The sequence below is a fragment of the Streptomyces sp. PH9007 genome, assembly GCF_059813725.1.
On record NZ_CM187440.1, the window covers coordinates 245300 to 267409 of the forward strand.

Annotated in this window: 16 protein-coding genes; 13 read left to right on the forward strand and 3 right to left on the reverse strand. The window is 73.6% G+C overall.

The window, feature by feature from the left end:
• Positions 1-342 precede the first annotated feature (342 nt).
• Complete coding sequence (locus ACTFAP_RS01095) at positions 343-2553, reverse strand: zinc-dependent metalloprotease (protein WP_500467984.1); 2211 nt, start codon at positions 2551-2553, stop codon at positions 343-345.
• Positions 2550-3329, reverse strand: a complete 780-nt coding sequence (locus ACTFAP_RS01100) for a GntR family transcriptional regulator (protein WP_500467985.1) — start codon at positions 3327-3329, stop codon at positions 2550-2552. The genes ACTFAP_RS01095 and ACTFAP_RS01100 overlap by 4 nt, the downstream gene beginning before the upstream one ends.
• Before the next feature lie 541 nt (positions 3330-3870).
• Between ACTFAP_RS01100 and ACTFAP_RS01105 the strand changes: the two genes are divergently transcribed.
• From ACTFAP_RS01105 to ACTFAP_RS01135, 7 genes are all read left to right on the forward strand, one after another.
• Complete coding sequence (locus ACTFAP_RS01105) at positions 3871-4947, forward strand: extracellular solute-binding protein (RefSeq protein WP_495683139.1); 1077 nt, start codon at positions 3871-3873, stop codon at positions 4945-4947.
• Positions 4940-6112, forward strand: coding sequence for an ABC transporter ATP-binding protein (locus ACTFAP_RS01110; RefSeq protein WP_500467986.1), 1173 nt, complete (start codon positions 4940-4942; stop codon positions 6110-6112). The genes ACTFAP_RS01105 and ACTFAP_RS01110 overlap by 8 nt, the downstream gene beginning before the upstream one ends.
• Complete coding sequence (locus ACTFAP_RS01115; RefSeq protein ID WP_495683141.1) at positions 6109-7053, forward strand: ABC transporter permease subunit; 945 nt, start codon at positions 6109-6111, stop codon at positions 7051-7053. The genes ACTFAP_RS01110 and ACTFAP_RS01115 overlap by 4 nt, the downstream gene beginning before the upstream one ends.
• A complete protein-coding gene (locus ACTFAP_RS01120) occupies positions 7050-7847 on the forward strand; it encodes an ABC transporter permease subunit (protein WP_495683142.1) in 798 nt (265 codons plus the stop codon). The genes ACTFAP_RS01115 and ACTFAP_RS01120 overlap by 4 nt, the downstream gene beginning before the upstream one ends.
• A 26-nt stretch (positions 7848-7873) precedes the next feature.
• Positions 7874-8917, forward strand: a complete 1044-nt coding sequence (locus tag ACTFAP_RS01125) for a membrane dipeptidase (RefSeq protein ID WP_495683143.1) — start codon at positions 7874-7876, stop codon at positions 8915-8917.
• Between the two features lie 14 nt (positions 8918-8931).
• Positions 8932-10785, forward strand: a complete 1854-nt coding sequence (locus ACTFAP_RS01130; protein WP_500467987.1) for an FAD/NAD(P)-binding protein — start codon at positions 8932-8934, stop codon at positions 10783-10785.
• 238 nt (positions 10786-11023) lie between these two features.
• On the forward strand, positions 11024-12022 hold the full coding sequence (locus tag ACTFAP_RS01135) for an aldo/keto reductase (protein ID WP_500467988.1): 999 nt from the start codon (positions 11024-11026) through the stop codon (positions 12020-12022).
• Positions 12023-12118: 96 nt separating this feature from the next.
• On the opposite strand, the gene ACTFAP_RS01140 is transcribed toward ACTFAP_RS01135, so the two are convergent.
• Entirely contained in the window at positions 12119-13384 is a 1266-nt protein-coding gene (locus ACTFAP_RS01140) for an MFS transporter (RefSeq protein WP_500467989.1), read from the reverse strand.
• Positions 13385-13483: 99 nt separating this feature from the next.
• Here ACTFAP_RS01140 and ACTFAP_RS01145 point away from each other — a divergent pair, with 99 nt between their 5' ends.
• From ACTFAP_RS01145 to ACTFAP_RS01170, 6 genes are all read left to right on the forward strand, one after another.
• Positions 13484-14407 carry a LysR family transcriptional regulator gene (locus ACTFAP_RS01145; protein WP_451749284.1) on the forward strand — a complete coding sequence of 308 codons (924 nt, stop codon included), beginning with the start codon at positions 13484-13486 and terminating at the stop codon, positions 14405-14407.
• 424 nt (positions 14408-14831) lie between these two features.
• Positions 14832-16703: an asparagine synthase (glutamine-hydrolyzing) gene (asnB, locus tag ACTFAP_RS01150; protein WP_500467990.1), complete on the forward strand. Its 1872-nt coding sequence runs from the start codon at positions 14832-14834 to the stop codon at positions 16701-16703.
• Between the two features lie 227 nt (positions 16704-16930).
• Positions 16931-17920, forward strand: a complete 990-nt coding sequence (locus ACTFAP_RS01155; protein WP_495683148.1) for an ABC transporter permease subunit — start codon at positions 16931-16933, stop codon at positions 17918-17920.
• Positions 17917-18753 carry an ABC transporter permease gene (locus ACTFAP_RS01160; RefSeq protein ID WP_500467991.1) on the forward strand — a complete coding sequence of 279 codons (837 nt, stop codon included), beginning with the start codon at positions 17917-17919 and terminating at the stop codon, positions 18751-18753. The genes ACTFAP_RS01155 and ACTFAP_RS01160 overlap by 4 nt, the downstream gene beginning before the upstream one ends.
• Complete coding sequence (locus tag ACTFAP_RS01165) at positions 18750-20426, forward strand: ABC transporter ATP-binding protein (RefSeq protein ID WP_500467992.1); 1677 nt, start codon at positions 18750-18752, stop codon at positions 20424-20426. The genes ACTFAP_RS01160 and ACTFAP_RS01165 overlap by 4 nt, the downstream gene beginning before the upstream one ends.
• Positions 20423-22027, forward strand: a complete 1605-nt coding sequence (locus ACTFAP_RS01170) for an ABC transporter substrate-binding protein (RefSeq protein WP_500467993.1) — start codon at positions 20423-20425, stop codon at positions 22025-22027. Before ACTFAP_RS01165 ends, ACTFAP_RS01170 begins: the two co-directional genes overlap by 4 nt.
• Positions 22028-22110 lie beyond the last annotated feature (83 nt).

Here is a 22110-nt window from a genome sequence, read left to right on the forward strand (position 1 = left end):
CGATACAAGTGGCGACCGGGCACCGTTCAAGGACATCGCGGACCGCACGGCAGGACGGAAGGGCAGGACGTTCTGCCCCGTGGCTCCCCTGAAGGCCGTCTCCACGGCACCACGGCCTGCGAGGCCGGCGGGCACCGCCGCGCACCGAGGCGTTGCCGCACGGCCGTTCACCTCTTACCCCGGGCATCAACGCGTCATCCCTCACCCGCGGTGACGGCCCGCGTTCGGCCCGGACGGTTCGCGGGCGCGGGGCGCGACCTCGTGGCCGAAGAGGCCGAGGTCTCCGGGCTCCCGTGGTGTCGCACGCTCAGGACCGGGTTCCGGGTTACCCGAGCATGCCCGTCACAGCGGTGCGCCCGGGGGGATCCACGGCAGCGGGGTGGGGTCGGGGTCCGGGTGGGCGGGTGGCGCGTCCAGGTGGGGGCGCAGGGCCTCGCGGACGACGGTATGGGTCCGCTCGTCCGCCAGCAGGGCGTGGAGTTGGCGCTGTACGACGGCGGTCGCCGTCGTGCGGACCAGCCGGGCGACGCCGTCGTCGGTGGCCGGGTCCGGGGCGAGCGCGCCGAGCAGGCTCCCGGCCACGTCGGCGGGCGCGGGCAGGGCCGGGTCCGTGGCGTGCTGCCAGGCCAGGCGGTTCAGGCGGGCGGGGGTGAGGAGTTCGGCGGTGACCAGGGCGGTGGCGGCGGCCGCCGCGGTGAGCGGGTCGAAGGTCCGTCCGGTCTGTCCGCGCAGCGCGTCGGGGTCCCGCCGGTACCGGATGGCCGGCGGTGTCAGGGTGTGCAGGACGGCGGGGGGCAGGGTGAGCACAGAGGGGTGCAGCAGGTCCGCGGTGCGGCGCAGGGCGCGCCACTGGTCGGCGGCGGCGACGGGGGTCGTGCCGGCCGCGCCGGGGTCCCCGGCCTGGGCGTAGCCGTACCGTACGCCCGCCACTAGGCGGGCGACGGCGGTCAGTTGGTGGCGGTGGTAGAGGTGGAGGAGGAGTGCGCGGTCCTCCAGTTCCCCGGTCTGCCGGTCCGGGGGGAGGACGGAGCGGGAGAAGCGGGCGAGGGCGGTGCGGCGTACCTCCAGCGCCTGGTCGAGTGCTCTGAAGGGGTCGGCGACGGGCACCGTCCAGGGGACCGCGTCGGCGTGGGCGGCGTCGGGGCCGTTGGCGTCCTCGTCGGCCAGGTAGCGGAGCCCCTGGGCCGCGGCGGCGCGGCGCAGTTCCTCGCCGGGGGTCTGCCCGTAGGCGTGGGCGACCAGGAAGTGGTCCCAGGGGCCCAGGCCCTGGCTGTAGGCGTGGGTGGTGTCCAGCTCGCCGGCGGGGGTGACGGTGAGATGGGGGTGGGGGTAGTCCATGACGGACGGGCGCGGGTGGTGGTGGCTGGCGAAGTTGTGCATGAAGCCGAGGGCGTGGCCGATCTCGTGGGCGGCCAGGTGCCGGATGCGGCGCAGGACGAGGTCCTGGACGGCGGCGAGGCGGGCCGCTTCGTCGGGCTGTCCGTAGGGGGCAAGCAGGGCTTCGGCGAGGGCGGTGAGCTGGGCGACGCGCTGGGAGCCGAGCCTGACCCGGCCGTGCAGGATCTCGCCGGTGCGCGGGTCGGAGAGGGTCTGTCCGTGGGACCAGCCGCGGCCGTCGCGGTGGACCCACCAGACGGTGTTGTGGGCGGGGTCGCTCAGGTCGAGGTCCTCGGGTGCGGTCTCGACGCGGAAGGCGCCGGGGAGGCCGGCGGCGTCGAAGGCGTCCTGCCACCAGTTGCCGCCTTCGAGGACGGCGGAGCGGATCGGTTCGGGGACGGCGGGGTCGACGAGGAAGACCACCGGTTCGGTGAGGCGGAAGCGGGGCTGGAGGCGGACCTCGGCTCCGGGGACGGGGCCGCCGTGGTCGCGGTGGCCGACGCCGTAGCCGCCGGACGCCGGGTGGTAGGGGCGCGGCGGGAGCGGGTCGGCGGGCAGCGGCAGAAGTTCCAGGCGCTGGACGAGGGTGAGGGTGTCGGGCAGCGGCGCGAGGGAGCGTACGGCCGCGCCGGTGGCCCGGCCGCGCAGGGTGAGCAGGGCGGGCAGCCGGATGCCGTGCGGGCCGCCCGAGGCGTCCGCGGGGTGGGCGAGGCTGGTGGCGGGGTCCACGGTGTAGTCGCCCTGGTCGCGTTCGCGCAGGTGGTCGGCGATGCCGTGGAGGTCGGTGAGGGCCAGCGTGGTGACGTCCACGACGGCCGCCGGGCCGTCCTCGCGCACGATCGGGCCGCTCCACAGGACCGAGCCGGCGAAGCCCTCCGCCCCGGCCCGGGTCGCGGCGGTGTCGCCGGCGGCGCGGTGGTGCTTGTTGTGGACGAGGAGCAGGACGCGGTCGCCCGCGTGCCGGAACGTGGCGAGGAGGTCGGGACCGGCCTTGCCGCGGTCGAGAGTGAGGGCACTGGAGCCCAGACCGTGGGAGAGCGAGGCGGTGAGCAGGAAGGGTGTGTCGAACTCGGCGATGGCCAGCAGGAGTTCGGCGCTCGTCCGGCCGGGCAGCAACCGCCACCGGGGGCCGGTGCCGCTCGGGTGCTGGGGGTCGGTGGGTATCGGGTCGGTCATCGGGCGGGGCCTGTTCTGTCGGCGGGGATCTCGTAGGCGAGCCGGAACCGTTCGCCCGGGACGACCAGGTCGGCCGTCTCCAGCGCCAGCCGGTCCGCGTAGTAGGTGCGTTCGATGGCGGCCACGGGGGCGCCGGGGGTGAGGTCGAGGGCCGCCGCCTCGTCACGGGTGCAGGCGCGGGCGGTGACGGTCTCGGTGGAGTGGCTGACCCGGATGCCGATGTAGCCCATGCGGGCCACCACGCTCTCGCCCGCCATGGGGCCCGCTCCGGGCAGGGTGACGGGGGTGCCGCCGGTGATGCCCAGGGGCTCCCAGCTGACGCAGAGCATGGCGGGAAGGTCGTTGCGGCTGAGCCGGTAGAGGCTGCGGACCACCTGCTGTCCGGGGTCCAGGCCCAGCCGGGCGGCGATGGCGGAGCCGGCGGGCTCGGTGGTGGAGACGGGGGTGCTGCGGACGGTGCGGCCCTCGTCCTCGTCGGCGCCGCCGGACACGGCGAGGGTGCCCAGCAGCCGTTCCCTGGTCCAGGAGCGGGCCATGGTTCCGGTGGAGGGCTGTTCGCGGACGTAGACGCCCTGGCCGGGGCGGCCCCGGACGACGCCCTCGGCGGTGAGCAGACGGACGGCCGCCGCGGCGACGTTCGAGCCGACGCCGTACTGGCGGGAGAGTTCGCTCCGTGAGGGCAGTCGGCGGCCGGCGGGGAATTCACCGGCCGCGATGCGCTGCCGCAGCTGGTCCGCCACCCTGCGGTAGGCCGGCACCTGCATCGCGCGTCTCACTTTCTGGACATCGTCTCGCTATTCGAGACGTTGCACGGGGCAAAATCGATGGTGCCACGGAGACTATCGGACGCGACGGCCGGGCACGCTGAGCAACCTGGTGCATCAGGTGCCACCGAAAGCGGCCTTTTCCGGCGCCGCACACCCCGTCCGCAGCCACCTGATGCATCAGGCCCGGTGCGCCGCAGGGGCCTCCAAGCCTCCGGCCACTCCCTGCGGGAAGGGTCGTTTGCGCCGGTCACGGCTTTACGGCGAGGGACGGGGCCAGCTACTTTGCTGAGGCGGCACACAGTGACGCACGAGCGGGGCGCCTCTCGCCCCGTGGCGTCTCATGACACCGGCCACCATGCGGACGGATTCTCACGGAAGGAGGGCGGACATGGTCAGCGGCCCGCCCTGTTTCTCCGGTTCCTGTAGCCGGACGTCCGGTCCCCGCTCCCTCATGAGCACAGCGGCACCCGCCCGCTGACGGCCGGACGTCGTCCCCGGGGCGCCCGCCGGGCGTCCGTTCCCCGTTGGTCATCACCCCCGGAGCACCGCCATGCCCTTGCGCTCACGCCGCCCACTGGTCCTCACCACCACCGCCGCCCTCACCGCCGTCCTGGCCGCCTCCTGCGCCTCGCCGGGCACCGCCGCCCAGGACGGTGACACCACCACCATCACGTTCATGGGCTTCTACGGCACCTTCCAGGACGAGTTCACCGAGCACGTCATCAAGCCCTTCGAGGACGCCAACCCCGACATCAAGGTCACCTACGTACCGATCCAGAACTCGGCCGAGGTACTGGCCAAACTGCGGGCCAGCACCGCGCGCCCGGTGGCCGACGTCGCGCTGATGGACTCCTCGGTGGCCCCCACCGCCAACGAGGAGGGCCTGTTCGCCCGGCTCGACCCGGAGCTGGTGCCCCACCTCGACCAGCTCGTCGACGAGGCGCGCAGCAAGGACGGCTACGGCCCCGGTCTCACCCTCGACAGCCTGTCCATCCTCTACAACACCGAGAAGATCGACACGGCGCCCACCAGCTGGAACGACCTGTGGAAGGACGAGTACCGGGGCAAGCTCGCCATGCCGATCGCCGACACCCGCGGGGTGGCGCTGATCATCGCGCTCTCCGACATCCTCGGCACCGACTACCAGCAGGACATCGACCCCGCCATCGAACGGCTCCAGGAGCTGGCGCCCGGCGTGGAGACCTGGCAGCCCGCCCCCGACGTGTACACCGCCGTGCAGTCCGGCGAGGCCGGGATCGCGGTGGGCTGGAACGCCCGTGGCCAGTACTACAAGGACACCTCGGGCGGCGTGGTCGAGCCGGTGCTCCCGCAGGAGGGCACGGTGACCCAGATCAACACGATCAACCTGGTCAACAACACCCCCCGCGCCGAGGCCGCGCAGAAGTTCATCGACTACGCGATCGGGGCCGAGGCCCAGAAGGCGTTCGACGAGGCCGCCTACTACGCGCCCGTCAACCAGGACGTCGAACTCTCCCCCGGGGTGCGGGAGCGCACCACCGCGTCCGAACAGCAGCAGGCCCACCAGATCCCCGTCGACTGGAGCTGGATCACCCCCCGCTACACCGACTGGGTCGACCGCATCAAGCAGGAGGTCATCGGTGGCTGACCAGCAGCCGGCCGTGGCACAGCAACCGGCCGCCGACACGGCCCCGCCCGCCGAGGGCCGGCCGGACTACCTCCGGCTCCGCGCGCTCACCAAGGTCTTCCCCGGCCGGTCCACCCCGGCCGGGGCCGCGGTCGCCGGCATCGACCTGACGGTGGCGCACGGCGAGATGCTCGCCGTGCTCGGGCCCTCCGGCTGCGGCAAGTCCACCACCCTGCGCATGATCGCCGGCCTGATCGAGCCCAGCGGCGGAACCGTCGAGGTGGGCGGGCGCGACATCACCCGGCTGCCGGCCCACCGCCGTGACATGGGGGTGGTCTTCCAGTCCTACGCGCTCTTCCCGCATCTGGACGTCGCGCGCAATGTGGCGTTCGGCCTGGAGATGCGGAAGGTCGCCAAGGGCGAGGTACGCGAACGGGTCGCCCGCGCGCTGGACCTGGTTCGCCTGGGCCACCTCGGCGGGCGCCGCGCCTCCCAGCTCTCCGGCGGCCAGCAGCAGCGCGTCGCACTGGCCCGGGCCCTGGTCATCGAGCCGGACGTGCTGCTGCTCGACGAGCCGCTGTCCAACCTCGACGCCCAGCTGCGCGGCGCGATGCGCGACGAGATCCGCCGCATCCACCAGGAGACCCGCATCACCACCGTGTTCGTCACCCACGACCAGCGCGAGGCGCTGTCGATGGCGGACCGGGTCGCCGTCATGAACGCCGGCCGCATCGAGCAGCTGGGCACCCCGGAGGACGTGTACGAGCGGCCCTCGGGACGGTTCACCGCCGAGTTCGTCGGCCGGGCCAACCTGGTGTCCGGTACGGTCACCGGCCACGACAGCGACGGCGCCGAGGTCGCCGTCCCGGGCCTCGGCACCGTCCGGGCCGCCGGCAGCGCGGTGACGCCCGACGGCCGGGCCACCGTCATGCTCCGCCCGCACCGCCTCACCCTGCGCCCCACCGGTACGGAGGGCCGCGACGGGGGCCCGCGCGGCACGGTCATCTCCGCCGGCTACAGCGGAGAGGTCATCTCCTACCGGGTCCGTACGGCGGACGGCGGCCCGGAGCTGGAGGTCGAGCAGCCGGCCGGCGCGGGCGAGACCTTCGGGCCCGGCACCGAGGTCGCCCTCGGCTGGGACGCCGCCGCGCCCCGCCTGGTGGCCGACCACCGGGACGCCGCGTGACCGCCACCTCCCCCGCGCCCCCCGCCGGGACCGCCGCCACCGACACGCCACCGGCCCCGGCCGGCCGCCGGTGGCACCGCCGCCCGGCGCTGTGGCTGCTGGCACCCGGCGCGCTCGCGCTGCTCCTCACCTACGCCCTGCCCCTGGTGTGGGTGGTGCGCATGGCGCTCAACCAGCCACTGCCCGGCGGCGCCATCCTCCAGACGCTCACCCTGTCCACCTTCACCGATGTCCTGACCAGCGCCCACTACTGGAACGTCATCGGGCAGACCCTCCAGCTGGGGCTGCTCACCACGGTGTTCACCCTGCTGCTCGCCTACCCGGTGGCGCTCTTCCTGGCCCGCACCACCAGCCGGTGGCGCAGCCTGCTGTTCGCGCTGGCCGTCGCGCCACTGCTGATCTCCTCGGTGGCCCGTACCTTCGGCTGGATGGCCATCCTCGGCAACCAGGGCGTCATCAACAAGACGCTGCTGGCCCTCGGGGTGATCGACGACCCGGTGCGGCTGGCCAACAACATGACCGGCGTGGTGATCGCCTCCACCGAGATCTACATGCCGTTCGCGATCCTGGCGATGCTCGCCGGATTCGGCCGCCTCGACCCCGAACTGGAGCGGGCCGCCGCCTCGCTGGGCGCGAACCGGCTGTCGGTGCTGCGCCGGGTGGTGCTGCCGCTGACCGCGCCCGGGGTGATCACCGCGTCGCTGCTGGTCTTCGTGCTCAGCCTCAGCGGCTACGTCACCCCGCGCCTCATCGGCGGCGGACGGGTCTTCGTGCTGGCCACCGAGATCTACGACGAGGCGATGAACTCGCTCAACTGGCCGGTCGCCGCCGTGCTGTCCGTACTGCTGCTCATGCTGTTCGGTCTGGTCGTCGCCCTCCATCTGTGGGCGCAGCGCGCGCTGGAGGCCCGCATCACCGGGCGGGAGAGGAAAGCGTCATGAAAGCCGGACTCGCGGCCCGGATCGGCTGGGCGGTCCTGCTGACCGTGCTGTACCTGTTCCTGCTCGCGCCCGTGATCATCGTCCTCATCGTGTCCTTCGACACCAGCACCTTCCTGCGCTTCCCGCCCGAGGGCTTCACCCTGGAGCCCTACCGGCAGGTGTTCGCCAACCCGGACTTCCAGGAGGGCATCAAGGTCAGCGCGATCACCGCGGCGACCACGACCGCGCTGGCCCTGGCCTGCGGCATCCCGGCGGCGCTCGCGCTGTCGCGGCTGCGGTTCCGCGGCCGCGGCGCGGTGGAGGCGGCGTTCCTGTCGCCGCTGCTGGTGCCGAACATCGTGCTGGGCCTGGCCCTGCTGATCCTGTTCGCGCCGATTCCGCTGACCGACACCTACTGGGGCCTGATCCTGGCCCACCTGGGCGTCACCATCCCGTACGTGGTGCGCACCATCTCGGCGGCGCTGGCCGGTGCCGACCCCCGGGCCGAGGAGGCCGCCCGGACGCTGGGCGCCGGTCCGTTCACGGTCTTCCGCCGGATCACCCTGCCGGCGATCCGGCCCGGTCTGTTCTCCGGCGGGATCATCGCCTTCCTGCTGTCCTTCGACGAGACGGTCATCTCGCTGTTCGTCTCGGGCCACAATGTGCGACCGCTGCCGGTCGCCGTCCTGCAGTACGTCGAGTACCGCAGTGATCCGTCCATCGCGGCGCTGTCGGTGTGCCTGGTGCTGCTGTCCGTCGTGGCCGTCGTCCTCGTGGAGCGCGGCCTCGGGCTGCGCCAGAGCCTGCGTTCGTAATCCCCACCCCACCCCTGGAGTTCCCCGTGTCCACCGCACCCGCCGCCCCGGCCTTCGACCCGGCCGCGCTGCACCGTGACAGCGTCGTCTTCAACGCCCTGGACTGCACCCCGCTGAACTGGGCGGACGAGATCTACCTCGGCAAGCTCGCCGCGTCCGGGGTCACCGCCGTCAACCACGCGGTGTCCATCTCGCAGGACTACGACGCGGCGGCGGCCGGCATCGCGGGCTGGCAGCGGCGGCTGGCGGAGACGGGCGGGCGGGTCTTCCAGGGCTACGGTCTGGCCGACGTGGACCGGGCCCACGCCGAGGGGACGGTGGCCTGGTTCGCCGGCTTCGAGGACAGCAAGCCGGTCGGTGAGGACCTGTGGCGGCTGCACGCGCTGTACCAGATGGGCCTGCGTTTCATGGGCCTGACGTACCAGAACCGCAACTACGCGGCCGACGGCAGCGGGGAGAGCGCCAACGGCGGGCTGAGCAGGTTCGGGCGTGCGCTGATCAAGGAGTGCAACGACCTGGGGGTCGCCCTGGACCTGTCGCACACCGGTGAGCGCTCCACGCTGGAGACCATCGAGCTGTCCGAGAAGCCGGTGCTGGTCACGCATGCCGGGCTGACCCGGTTCGTGGACAGCCCGCGCAACAAGAGCGACCAGGTGGTGCGGGAACTGGCCGCCCGGGGAGGGGTGTTCGGGCTGGCCGCCAAGTCCGGCTTCCTCTCCCCCAGCGGCCTCACCCAGGGCGCCGACCCGGAGGTGTTCGCCGACAACATCGACCACCTGGTGGACCTGGTCGGGATCGACCACGTCATCGTGGGCACCGATGTGGGGGACGAGCGCAAGTACTCCAAGGCGGGCATGGCGCGGGTGCGGCGGCTGTACCCGGAGATCCCGATCGTCGGGGACGACCTGAACCTGGACATCATCCACCCCGAGGGCATGGGCACCCCCGCCGATCTCCCGCGCATCACCGAGGTGCTGGCGCGGCGCGGCTACGGCGCGGACGACATCACGGCGGTTCTGGGCGGCAATCTGCGCCGGGTCCTGACCGACATCTGGGACACGCGGCGGTGAGAGGGTGCCGGCCGGTGGTCGCGGTGATCGGGGCGGGACCGCGTGGCCTGGCCGTCCTCGGCCGGCTCCTCGCCCACCTCGGCCCCGCGGGATCCTGGGCGGTCACCGGCGCCGACCTGCACGTCATCGAGCCCCAGGTACCGGGCGCGGGCCGGGTGTGGTCGCCCGACCAGCCCGAGGCGCTGCTGATGAACACCCTGGCGGGGCACGCCACCGCCTACCCCGACGACTCGGTGCGCATGGCGGGCCCGGCGCTCACCGGGCCCGGCCTGCTGGAGTGGTCGCGGGAGCGGGGGCTGGGTCTGGCCCCCTGGGAGCATCCCGGCCGGGCGCTGATGGGCCGCTACCTGGCCTGGGCGTACGAGGATCTGGTGCGCCGGGCTCCGGACGGTGTCCGCGTGGTGCCGCACCGGACCCGGGCCACCGCGCTGGAGCGGGTGGCCGGGGGGGTGCGGGTCATGCTGGAGAGCGGGGCACCTGCGGTGACCGCCGACGCGGTGGTGCTGGCGACCGGGCACACCGATCAGCTCCCCGGGGCGCGGGAGCGGGAGCTGAGCCGCTTCGCCGAACACCACGGTCTGGTGCACCTGCGGCCCGGGTATCCGCACGAGGCAGCCCTGGACCGGCTGGAACCCGGTGCGACGGTCCTGGTGCGCGGTCTGGCCCTGAACTTCTTCGACCAGCTCACCCTGTTGACGGCGGGACGCGGCGGGCGCTTCACGCAGAACCCGGACGGCAGTGCCCGGTATCTGCCGTCCGGGCGCGAACCCCGGCTGATCGCGGGGTCCGGGCGGGGCGTGCCGTATCTCGCCCGTGGCCAGGCCCCCGGGGCGATGCCGCGCGGGCACCGGCTGCGGTACTTCGACGCGGAGCGGGCGCGGCAGCTGGCCGCGCGCGGTCCCGGCCGGGTGGACTTCCGCACGGAGGTGTGGCCGCTGATCGCGCGGGAGGCCGGGGCCGCCTGGTACGAGGTGGCGCTGCGGCTGCGGCCCGGGATGTCGCGGCTGCCGCGCGCGGAGTTCCTGGAGCGGTACGGCGCGGTGGAGCACGGTTCGCCGCGGTGGGCGGCGTTGCTGGCCGAGGCGTTTCCCGACCCGGCCGACCGCTTCGATCCGGCCGCGCTGGACCGTCCGCTGGCCGGCCGGGTCTTCGCCGACCGTCAGGCGCTGGGTTCCTGGATGCGCCGGTTCCTGCGCGCCGACCTGGCCGCCGCCGGGGATCCGGAGCACAGCCCGCTGAAGGCCGCGGCGGCGGCGATCGCCGCGACGAAGGCGCAGGTGCGCCGGGTGGCGGTGGCCGGGGTGCTGAACGCGGCCGGGCCGCGCGAGCTGCGGTGGTTCCGGGCGTTCGGCGCCCATACGGCCAGCGGCCCGCCGGCATCGCGGATCGCCGAATTGCTGGCGCTGCACGCGGCGGGGGTGGTGGAGTTCGCGGGCGCGGGGCTGACGGTGGGCACCGACTCCGCCGCCGGGCTGTTCACCGGCGGGTCGCCGACGGTGGGCGGGGAGCCGGTACGGGCCGGCGCGCTGCTGGACGCGTGGCTGCCGGGGGCTGATCTGGCCACCACCGGCAGTGCGCTGCTGGCCTCACTCGCCCCGGGCGGGCTGGCCCGCCCGCACCGGGCCGGCGCGGGGGACGCGGCGGTACCGACCGGGGCGCTGGACGTGGATCCGGTCACGTTGCGGGTGCGGGACGCCGCCGGGGTGCCGCAGCCCGATCTGTTCGCCTGCGGCATCCCGCTGGAGGGCATCGAGTGGAACACCGCGATCGGCGCCCGCGCCGGGGGCAACGCCGCGCTCTTCCGGCAGGCCGACACCGTCGCCCACGGGATGCTCACGGCGGCGGCGCAACCGTACGCGCCCCGCTGACCGGGGCGGGGCGGGCTATCGCCCGGTGCGTGTCCCGCGGTGCACGGGGGTCACCCGTACGGCACGGCCGCCGCGTCGTATTCGCCCACCATGACATCTGTATGAACATGATGCCGGGGCGTTTGTCCCCACGGCGGACGGCCAGGTATAGAGGGCTCCGAAACCCGAACACCTCACGCGTTGAATGGTCTTGCCCCGGCCCGGCGGGAATTCCCGTGTTCAGAAAGGACGCGACATCATGCGGTACCGCACACTCGGCAGTTCCGACCTGGAAGTGTCGGAGATCGCACTCGGATCCTGGCTGACCTATTCCGGGGGAATCGAGGCGGAGGCCACCCGCGCCTGCACGGAGGCGGCGTTCGACGCGGGCATCACCTTCTTCGACACCGCCAACGTCTACGGCCGCGGTGCCGCCGAATCCGCGTGGGGCGACATCCTCTCCGCCCACCCGCGCGACTCCTACGTCCTGGCCACCAAGGTCTGGGGCCGGATGTCGGAGGACCCCGCCGACCAGGGGCTGTCGGCGGACCAGATCGGCCGGCAGATCGACGCCTCCCTGCGCCGGCTGCGGACCGATCACGTGGACGTCTACTACGCGCACCGGTTCGACACCTCCGTTCCCCTGGAGGACACCATCGAGGGGTTCCAGAAGGTCGTCGAGCAGGGCAAGGCCCGGTACCTCGGCTTCAGCGAGTGGACCACCGAGCAGATCAGGGCCGCCCTCGACATCGCGGGCCCTGACCTGTTCGTCGCCTCCCAGCCCCAGTACTCCATGCTCTGGCAGGCCCCCGAGGCCGGACTCTTCGAGCTGTGCGCCGCCAACGGCATCTCCCACGCCGTGTGGTCGCCCCTCGCCCAGGGTGTCCTGACGGGCAAGTACGAGCCCGGGCAGGCCGTCCCCGAAGGCAGCCGCTTCGCCAGCGACAGCATGTCCGACGCCCGGGACCTGGTCTACAACGAGGCCAACCTCCAGGCGGTTCAGCGGCTGCTGCCCATCGCGGAGGGGCTCGGCATCGACGTGGCCACCCTGGCGCTGGCCTGGGTGCTGCGCCGCGGGGAGGTCGCCTCCGCCATCACGGGGGCGTCCCGCCCCTCCCAGGTGCACGCCAACGCCGCCGCCTCCGGCGTCGCCCTGTCCGAGGACGTCCTGGCCGCCGTGGACGAGGCGCTGGGCAGCGCGCCCGTGACCGGGCCCCGGCTCGCGGTGAACGCAGCCGAGGGTGTCACGCGCCGCTGAGACACCGGGACGGGGCGGGGCGCGGAGGCGTCCCGCCCCGTCCGGTGCCGGCCTGTGGCGCCCGCCCGTGACGGCGCGGCAGGTCGCCGTCAGGGTTCAGGTGCGCACCGCCTCGGCCCGGGGTGCCGCGCTCTCGCGCCGCCCGCCGGGCCCGCCGCCGCCCGGGGTGCGCCCGCTCAGGCCGATCACCACGGCCAGCAGGGACAGGATCGCCGCGGACCACAGCACGAGCGTGACCCCGCCGGCCTCCACCAGGGTGCCGCCGATGAAGGCGCCCAGCGCGATGGCCGCCGTGAAGACGCCGACGTAGAGCCCGGTGATGTGCTCGGCGCGGTGCGGGGCCAGCTGGGTCATCCAGATCTGCCCGGCCACCGACAGTCCGCCGTAGGTCAGGCCCCACAGCGCGATGCTCACCGCGGTGACGCCGGCGAGCGCGCCGAAGAGCGCCAGCAGCACGAGCGAGACGCCGATGCCGCTGGCCAGCGCTGTCACCGTGAGGCGGGCCCGGCGCGCCGCGAGGGCTCCGGTGACGAAGTTGCCGATCAGCCCGAAGACGCCGTAGAGCAGCAGGAGTCCGGCGATGGCTCCGGGGGTCAGGCCGGTGCGGTCCTCCAGGACGGGACGCACGTACGTGTAGGCGGCGAAGTGCGCGGTGACCAGGACCGTGATCAGCGCCAGGCCGACGGCCACCGCGGGGATGCGCAGCAGCGGCCGGCGGTCGGTGTGCGGGTCGCCGCCCGCGGGTGCCGTGACGCGGGGCAGCCGGGGCAGGACCGGCAGCAGCACCGCGGCGAGGAGCACGGCGGCGACGGACAGGGCGGTGAACGCGGCGCGCCAGCCGAAGGCGTTGCCGATGAACGTGCCCAGCGGCACCCCGGCCACGGAGGCGGCGGCGACGCCGCTGACGGCGAAGGACACCGCGAGCGCGGCGTCGCGGGGCGCGACCAGGCGCGGGGCGACGGCCGCCGCCAGGCCCCACACGGTGCCCATCCCGATGCCGAGGATGATCCGCGACACGAGGAGCGGGCCGAAGCCGTTCGCCACCGCGGTCAGGGCGTTGCCCGCCGCCAGGACCAGCATGGCGACGGCCAGGACCAGGCGCCGGTCGAGCGTGCCGAGCAGGCGCGGCACCGCCGGGGCGGTGACGGCGGTGACCAGACCGGTGATCGTCAGGCTCAGCCCCGTGCTGCCGGTGCTGATGCCCAGGCCCTCGGCCATCGGGGTCAGCACGCCGACGGGGAGCATCTCGGAGGTCACGACCACGAAGGTGCTCAGCGAGAGCACGGCGATCGCCGCCCACTGCCTCGGCGTGGTGCGGCGAAGATCGGTGCCGGAGTCGGTGACCGGCGCATACGAACCCATGCGTCTGAGCCAACCAGCGCGGGGTGACGGGAACAACGGCGAAGTTCTCAACGATCGATCAGTTACGCTGATCGATCGGCCGTGGAGAGGCGGAACGGGATGCATCAGGTCCATGTGCAGGAGATCGAGTGCCTGCTCGCTCTCGCCGAGGAGCTGCACTTCGGCCGGACCGCCGAGCGTCTCGGCTGTTCGCAGAGCCGGGTCAGCCAGCTCATCGCATCCCTCGAACGGCGGGTCGGGGTGCGGCTGGTGGACCGTACCAGCCGGCGCGTGCAGCTGAGCCGTTTCGGGGCACAGTTCGTCGAGGAGGTACGCCCGGCGTACGCGGCCCTGGCCACGGTGGTCGTGCACGCGCAGCAGCGGGCCCGGCGCGGCGCGCTGCGCCAGTTGCGCGTCGGCTTCCACGGCAGCGTCTACGAGGAGGTCACCGAGGCGTTCCGGCAGTTGCGGGCCCGCGAGGAGGTCGCCATGGTGTTGAGCGAGATCCCGCTGGGATCGCCCTTCTCCGCCGTGCTGGACGGGCGGCTGGACGCCGCGGTGGTCGAACTCCCCGTGCGCGAGGCGGCGCTGACCGTCGGCTTCCGTTTCCCTCCGCAGGAGCGGCTGCTGGCGCTCGCCTCCTCGCATCCGCTCGCCGGCGCCGGCCGGGTCCACGTGGAGGACCTCGCGGGGCTGGACGTCCTGCACCCCTTCGGGGACGCCCCCGACTACTGGCGGGTGGCGCGGGTGCCGCGCCGCACCCCCCGGGGCAGGCCCGTGCGTTCCTCCACCGGGATCAGCACCGTGCAGGAGGGTCTGGCCCTGGTGTCCGCCGGGGAACACGCCATGCTGGTCTGCCGGCCGCTGGCCGAACGGGCCACCCGCCGGGACGTGCGCTACCTCGGGATCGACGGTCTGCGGGAACGGTCACAGATGGGCCTGATCTGGCGGACGGACCGTGCCACGCCCCAACTGGCCGCGCTCTGCGGGCTCCTGCGGGACGCGTTCACCCGGGACCGGGCGCTGGACGAGCTGCCCGTGTGAGCCGGCCGCCGCGGTCGTCTCGGATGCTGAGAGGATCACCGGAACTTCTTGCGGTGGGCGCGCGCGGTCCGGCAGGATGCTCCGCGTGACTCCTTCGGCCCGCACCCTCGTCGCCCTTCCCGGCGTTCCCTGTGGCGTGGCCTCCTGCTGTTGTTGTCAGGCCTGAACCCCTCTTCCGTCCGGTTCAGCCCTCGACCCTGCCGGTCCACCGTGCGCGTACGCCGGTGACCGTCGCGTTCGGAGTCACGATGACCGCAGTCTCCCGCACCGCCCTCGCCGCTGTCCGCGTGATCGCACCCGCGGGCGTTCCGGCGACCGGCGGGCGATGTCCCCGCTGAGCAGCACGTGATGACGCCGCCTCATTGATCCGGCGGCTCGGGATCCACCATTTCGAGGCCAGTACGAGAAATGCGGAGGGTTGGCCGTGTGCGGAATTACCGGTTGGATTGATTATGCGGGGCTCGGCCCCGATGCCCCGGCGGTCGCGGAGAAAATGAACAACGAACACGTTCATCGCGGCCCGGACGGATCGGGAACGTGGCTTTCCCGATACGCGGTGATCGCGCACCGCAGATTATCCGTCATCGACATCGAGAACGGCGCGCAGCCGATGGTACTGCCCGCTGCGACGGATTCCCCGTCCGCGTCCGGGGAGCGGCTGGTGCTCTCCTACAACGGTGAGCTGTACAACTACGCCGAGCTGCGCCGTGAGTTGGCCGTGCGCGGCCACCGCTTCCGGACGTCCAGCGACACCGAGGTGGTCCTGACGGCCTGGGCCGAGTGGGGCGTGGGCGCCGTCGAACGGTTCAACGGGATCTTCGCGTTCGCGGTGTGGGACGAGAGGGCGCAGACGCTGTGGCTCGTGCGCGATCACCTCGGGGTGAAGCCGCTGCACTACCACCACCGGGGCGAGCGCCTGATCTTCGGCTCGGAGGCCAAGTCGGTCCTCGCCCATCCGGACGTGGACACCGCCGTCGACGAGGACGGGCTGCGGCAGTTGCTCGTGCCGCTGCTGAAGTTCCCCGGCACCAGCCCCTATCGCGGCGTCCGTGAGGTGCTGCCCGGTCAGGTGCTGGAGTTCTCCCGGCGCGGGGTGCGCACGACGCGGTACTGGGATGTCAAGGACGTCCTCAGCCGGCGGGCCGGGACGCAGGACCTGGACGACGCCGTGGAGGAGTTACGGTCGCTGCTGCACGACACGGTCGCCCGGCAGACCGTCGCCGACGTGCCGCTGGGCACGTTCCTGTCGGGCGGTCTCGACTCCTCCGCCGTCACCGCGATCGCCGGTGCGCTGCCGCAGCGGGACGGCATCCGCTCGTTCTCCGTGGACTTCACCGACGCCACGGGCCGCGGTGACTCGCGTTCCGCGCTGGACCGCCGGTGCGCGCGGGAAGCGGCGGACTTCATCGGCGCCGACCACTCCAACATCGTCCTGGACAGCGCGCTGCTGGCCGATCGTTCCGTCCGCGACGCCACCGTGCGCGCCCGGGACCTGCCCAACGGCTTCGGCGATCTGGACATGAGCCTGCTGCTGCTGTGCCGCGCGGTGCGCGAGCACGCCACCGTCGCCCTGTCGGGAGAGGCCGCCGACGAGATCCTCGGCGGCTACCTGTGGTTCCAGGACCCCACCGCCGTCTGGGCAGAAACGTTTCCCTGGATCGCCGACAGCCCCGCCCACGGCTACCTCCAGCAGCGCGTCCTCAGCACGATCGACCCCGCGCTCGTGGAACGGCTGGACATCACCGGCCAGCTGCGTGACGCGTACAGCAGCGCGCTCGAAGGGCTGACCCACGATCCCGCGCTGAGCGCGGCGGAGCGGCGGCACCGCGAGATCCTCTCCCTCGCGGTCACCCACTTCCTGCCCACCCTGCTGGACCGCAAGGACCGGCTGAGCATGGCCGCCGGCCTGGAGGTGCGGGTTCCGTTCTGCGACCACCGGATCGTCGAGCACGTCGTCACGCTCTCGCAGCACATCCACAACGCCGGTGGGCGCGAGAAGGGCGTGCTGCGGGACGCGGTCCGCGACCTGTTGCCCGCGAGCGTGGTGGACCGCAAGAAGTCCCCCTACCCGACCTCGCCGGATCCCGCATACGCGCGCCTGCTCCAGGAACACCTCAGCGCCGTCCTCGCCGACCCGCCCGACGGGCTGCGCGAGATCTTCGCCCCCCAGGTGCTCGACGCCCGCCGCCTCGGCGACGCGGCGCGCGCCCACGGCCTCGTCAGCAACTTCGAGGGCGAGGTCATCCTCAACTTCGCCTCCTGGCTGCGGCAGTACACCCCGCAGCTGGCCCTGTGACCGACACCGGCGGGGCTTCGGCCCCTCGGTACCGTCCTGCCTTCCGCCTGCCCCGCATCACTTCCGGAGCGTCCCGTGTCCGCCCCTCGTACCCGTCACCACACCTGTGATCACCGCCGTCCCTGCCCCCGCGGCCGTACGGCACCCGCCCCGACCGGACGTCCGGCCGGCGGCCCCGTGCTGCCGCCCGGTGACCGCGCGCCGGGCCGCACCCCGGACCGCACGCCGTGACGGGCCCCGCGGCGGGCTCCGCCTCCCGGCGGGTGGCCGTCCATGTGCTGCGCCGCTGCGGCTACTTCGCCGTCGTGGTGCTGTCCGTGTACACGCTGGCCTTCTTCCTCCTGTACGCCCTGCCCAGCGACCCGGTCGCCCTGATGCTCGACCGCCGCTCCTCGGGCGCGGGCGGCGGCACCCCGGAGCAGATCGCCGCGCTGCGCGAGCAGTACGGGCTGGACGAACCGCTGCTGACCCGGTACCTCAGCACGCTGGGGCAGTTCCTCGGCGGTGACCTGGGCACCTCCTTCCAGTCCGGCAGGCCGGTGCCGGAGATCCTCGCCGCCGTGGCGCCGAACACGATCGGGCTCGCCGCCGGGGCGCTCGCCCTCGCGCTGCCCTTCTCCCTCGGCCTCGCGCTGGTGACCTCGTGGCGGCGCGGCAGCGCGGTGCACCGCTTCCTGGTGAACGCGCCGGCGCTGATCGCGGCGATTCCGGCGTTCTGGCTCGGGCTGCTGCTGTTGCAGATCTTCTCCTTCACCCTGGGCTGGGTGCCCTCGGCGGGCGGGAGCGGTCTGTCGGCCCTGGTGCTGCCCGCCGTCGCGCTGGCCCTGCCGGTGTCGGCGTCACTGACGGCCGTCCTGGTGCGGAGTCTGGACGATGTACAGCAGGCCGGGTTCGTCCGGCTGCTGGAGGCCCGGGGGCTTCCCTGGCGGCGGGTGTACCTCGCCCACGTGGCGCGCAACGCGCTGCTGCCCTTCCTCACGCTGGCGGGGCTGACGGTGGGCGGGGTGCTGATCGGCACGGTGATCACGGAGACCGTCTTCGCGCGGGCCGGGCTGGGACGGCTGCTGGCCTCCTCCGTCCAGACACAGGACGCGCCGGTAGTCCTGGCGATCGCGGTGCTGGCCGCCCTGGTGTTCGCCGCGCTCAATCTCGTCATCGACCTGCTGTACCCGCTCCTCGATCCGAGGCTGCGCCGAGTCACCGGAGCGCGCACATGACCATGACGACCGTCGCCCCGCCGCGCGCGCGGCGCGCGGCCGCCGTTCCGTGGGCGGCGCTCGCCGTCCTCGTGCTCGCCGTGGCCGCCGTGCTGCTGCCCGGGGCCCTGGCGCCCCAGGACCCCCTGGCGGAGAACATCGCCGAGCGGCTGGCTCCGCCGTCGGCCGGACATCCGTTCGGAACGGACGAACTCGGCCGTGACCTGTTCAGCCGGGTCGTCCACGGCGCGCGGGCCAGTCTGTCCACCGCGCTGGGGGCGCTGGCCTTCGCGGCCGGCCTCGGCGTGCTGATCGGCCTGTCGGCCGGCTATCTGGGCGGTGCGGTGGACCGGGTGCTGATGGCCGTGGTCGATGTCCTGCTGGCCCTGCCGTCCCTGCTGATCTCGCTGCTGATCGTCTCCGGGCTGGGCACCGGGCAGCTGAACCTCGCGGTGGCCGTGGGCATCGCGTCGGTCCCCGCGCTGGCCCGCGTCACCCGCGCCGAGGTCCTGCGGGTCAGCTCGCAGACCTTCGTGGAGGCGGCGGCGGGCTACGGCCTGTCCCGGCGCCGCATTCTGCTGCGGCACGTCCTGCCCCACGCGCGGGGCCCCATCGTCGCGATGGGCGCGCTGGAGCTGGCGACCATGATCCTGTCCGTGTCCGCCCTCAGTTTCCTGGGCTACGGCGCGCAGCCGCCGGATCCGGAGTGGGGCAACCTCATCGCCGCGGGCCGGACCTACTTCGTGACGTCCTGGTGGCTGACCGCGCTGCCCGGGGCGGTTCTCGCCGCCGTGGTGCTGGCCCTGCACCGGCTCGGGCGGTCCCTGGGCGCCCGCGAAGGAGGACCGGCATGAGCGGCGTACGGAACACGGGGGCGGACCGGGGCCCGGTGCTGCGGCTGGAGGGACTCACCGTCAGGTATCCCGGCAAGGACGGGACCGGGGCGGCGGCGGTCGAGGACCTCTCGCTGACGGTGCCGGCCGGCAGGACGGTGGCCATCGTGGGTGAGTCCGGCTCGGGCAAGTCCACGACGCTGCACGCGCTGCTGGGGCTGACGCCGCGCACCGCGCGGGCCGGCTACCGGCTGCTGGAGTTCCGCGACGGCGAAGGCCCGGCGCGCCGGATCCACGATCCGCGGCGCCTGCGCGGCCGGTCGGTGGGCCTGGTGCCGCAGGATCCGGCCCGCTCGCTGGACCCACTGGTACGGATCGGGTCCCACTTCGCCGAGCTGCACCGGCACTTCCTGGGGCTGCGGGACCGGCAGGAGAGCCGGCGGCGGGCGGTCGCCGCGCTGGAAGCGGTGGGCGTGGACCGGCCCGCGGAGCGGCTGCGCCAGTACCCGCACGAGCTGTCCGGCGGCCTGTCGCAGCGCGTCCTCATCGCGCTGGCCCTGGTGGGCGGGCCACGGCTGCTGCTGGCCGACGAGCCGACCTCCGATCTGGATGTGACGGTGCAGCGGCGGGTGCTGGACCTGTTCGACGAGGTACGGGCGGAGCGGGACCTGTCGCTGCTGATGGTCACCCATGACATCGCGGTGGCGTCGCGGCGCGCGGACGAGCTGATCGTGATGCGGGCGGGCCGGGTGGTCGAGTCCGGGCCGGTGGACAAGGTGATCGGCGATCCCGACGACCCGTACACGCGCCGGCTGCTGACGTCCGTACCGGGCCGGGCCCGGGTCCGGGGCGCGGTCCTCGACCCGCCGGCCGGTCCGGCGGCGCAGGTCGTCCTGGAGGCGCGCGGCCTGCGCAAGTCCTTCGGCGGGGGCCGGGGCGCGGAACGCGTCGAGGCGGTGCGGGAGGTGAGCCTGACCCTGCGCCGGGGCGAGACCCTGGCCGTGGTCGGCGAGTCCGGGGCGGGAAAGTCCACCCTGCTGCGGCTGCTCACCGGCCTCGACCGGCCGGACGGCGGTGCCGTCCTGCTGGACGGCGCACCGGTGGGCCAAGGCCGTACGGCCCGCAAGGACTTCGCCCGCCGGGTCCAGCTCGTGTACCAGAACCCGGCGCGCAGCCTGAACCCTTCCCTGCCGGTCGGCCGGGTCATCGCCGAGCCGCTGGAGGCGCACCGCGTCGGCGGGGCGCGGTGGCGTGCGCAGCGGGCCCGCGAACTGCTGGAACAGGTCGGTCTGCCGCCGGCCTTCGCCGAGCGCCGGCCCTCGGAGCTCTCCGGCGGGCAGGCGCAGCGGGTGGCGATCGCCCGGGCGCTGGCCCCGGAGCCGGACGTCGTGGTCCTGGACGAACCGGTCTCGGCGCTGGACCAAGCCGTACAGCTCGCCCTGTTGGAACTGCTGGGCTCCCTCCAGGAGCGGTGGGGCATCGCCTACCTGCTGGTCTCGCACGATCTGGGGGTGGTGCGGGCGGTGGCCGACGAGGTCCTCGTCCTGCGCCGCGGCCGGGTCGAGGAACGCGGGCCGGCGCGGACGGTGTTCTCCGCCCCGGCCAGTGCGTACACCCGGGCCCTGCTGGACGCGGTGCCCACCGTCCGTCTTCCTCTTGCCACCTCACCTCACGATGGGATGTCGTCATCATGACCCGCGCACTCCGGACAGGCCCGGCCGCCGTTTCCGCGGCCGCGATACTCGCGCTGACCGGCTGCGGCGCCGGCGCCACCACGGGCGGCGGCGGAGCCCCGGAGCATCTGCGGGTGGCGTACGGCTGGTACCCGACGTGCTTCGACTACGCGCAGTCCAACCCCTTCGCCCTGTTCGGCCGGCAGGTGCTGGACACCCTGCTGAGCGAGAACCCGACGACCGGGGAGCTGGAGCCGTACCTGGCCGAGTCCTGGCAGACCCTGGAGGACGGCCGGGCCTACGAGTTCACGATCCGTGACGGGGTGACCTTCAGCAACGGCGAGGAGTTGACGGCGCAGGTGGTCGCGGACAACTTCGAGACGCTGTGGGAGCTGGCCGGGCAGGGGGTGTCCGCCACGGCGGGGGCCTATCTGAGCGGCTACGAAGGGGCCCGGGCCCTGGACGCGCGCACGGTGCGGGTGGAGTTCACCGAGCCCAACGCGGGGTTCCTCCAGGCCAACACCGAGGGCCAGTTCGGGATCATCGCCCCCGAGTCGCTGGCGCGGACCCCCGAGCAGCGGTGCGCGGGGGGAACGGTGGGTTCGGGTCCGTTCGTCCTGGAGGAGGCGGTCCAGGACGAGCGGGTGGAGTACGTACGGCGGGACGGCTACGCCTGGGCACCCGACGGGTTCGGGGGCGGCGGCGAGGCGGCGCTGGAGCGGGTGACGATCCGGATCGTGCCCGAGGAGAGCGTGCGCGCGGCCGGGGTGCTGGCGGGCGAGTACGACCTCGCGTACTCGATCACCGACGCCGGGCTGGCCCAGGCGCAGGGCCGCGAGGACGTGGAGACGGTGCTCGCGCCGGACCGCAGTGTGGTCAACACCCTGGTGGTGAACACCGGCGATCCGGTGCTGGCCGATCCGGCCGTGCGGCGGGCGATCCAGCGCGGCATCGACCGGGCGGAGCTGGTGGAGACGTTCTACGGGGAGGGCGTGGAGCCGGCGACCGACGTGGTCTCGCGCGGCCATCGCTTCTACACGGACCGCACGGAGCTGCTGCGCCACGACGCGGAGGCCGCCCGCTCGCTGCTCGACGAGGCCGGGTGGGAGGTCGGCGCGGACGGTATCCGGGTCAGGGAGGGGCAGCGGCTGGAGGTGTCGCTGACGTTCGTGGGCTCGGACATCGGGACGGTGTCCTCCGGCTGGGAGTACCTGCGGACCCAGCTGGCGGAGATCGGCGTCGCGGTGCGCCTGCACCAGGTGTCGCAGGCCGAGCAGGCGGATCTGCGGACGTCCACCGACTGGCAGCTGGCTGTCTACCAGGGCGCGAGCCGGGGGGACGCCGACGGGATCGCCGCGTTCTACTCCACGGAGTTCACGGCCTGGCAGGGGCAGGCGCCCCGGCCCGGGGTGGACGGGCTGCTCGCGGAGCAGGCGGCGACCGTGGACGAGGCCGAGCGTCACCGCCTGGTCGACGAGGCGGTGACGGAGATCATCGGGCAGGGCTACGGCATCCCGTTGTTCGACTCCTCGCAGGTGCTGCTGGCGCGCACGGACGTGCGGGGGCTGACGTTCCCCGTCAACGCGTGGGAGCCGCTCCTGTACCGGGTCGGCAAGGGCTGACCTCCCGGCCGCGCCACGGGGTGCGGGGCGGGGCGCACCGTCCCGTCCCGCACCCCCGCCCGGCCTGCGGCAGCGACAGCAGT

Coding starts and splice junctions, on each gene's coding strand:
- ACTFAP_RS01160 (WP_500467991.1), top strand. CDS start 17,917: ATGACCATGACGACCGTCGCCCCGCCGCGCGCGCGGCGCGCGGCCGCC.
- ACTFAP_RS01145 (WP_451749284.1), top strand. CDS start 13,484: ATGCATCAGGTCCATGTGCAGGAGATCGAGTGCCTGCTCGCTCTCGCC.
- ACTFAP_RS01095 (WP_500467984.1), bottom strand. CDS start 2,553: ATGACCGACCCGATACCCACCGACCCCCAGCACCCGAGCGGCACCGGC.
- ACTFAP_RS01135 (WP_500467988.1), top strand. CDS start 11,024: ATGCGGTACCGCACACTCGGCAGTTCCGACCTGGAAGTGTCGGAGATC.
- ACTFAP_RS01165 (WP_500467992.1), top strand. CDS start 18,750: ATGAGCGGCGTACGGAACACGGGGGCGGACCGGGGCCCGGTGCTGCGG.
- ACTFAP_RS01140 (WP_500467989.1), bottom strand. CDS start 13,384: ATGGGTTCGTATGCGCCGGTCACCGACTCCGGCACCGATCTTCGCCGC.
- ACTFAP_RS01120 (WP_495683142.1), top strand. CDS start 7,050: ATGAAAGCCGGACTCGCGGCCCGGATCGGCTGGGCGGTCCTGCTGACC.
- ACTFAP_RS01170 (WP_500467993.1), top strand. CDS start 20,423: ATGACCCGCGCACTCCGGACAGGCCCGGCCGCCGTTTCCGCGGCCGCG.
- ACTFAP_RS01105 (WP_495683139.1), top strand. CDS start 3,871: ATGCCCTTGCGCTCACGCCGCCCACTGGTCCTCACCACCACCGCCGCC.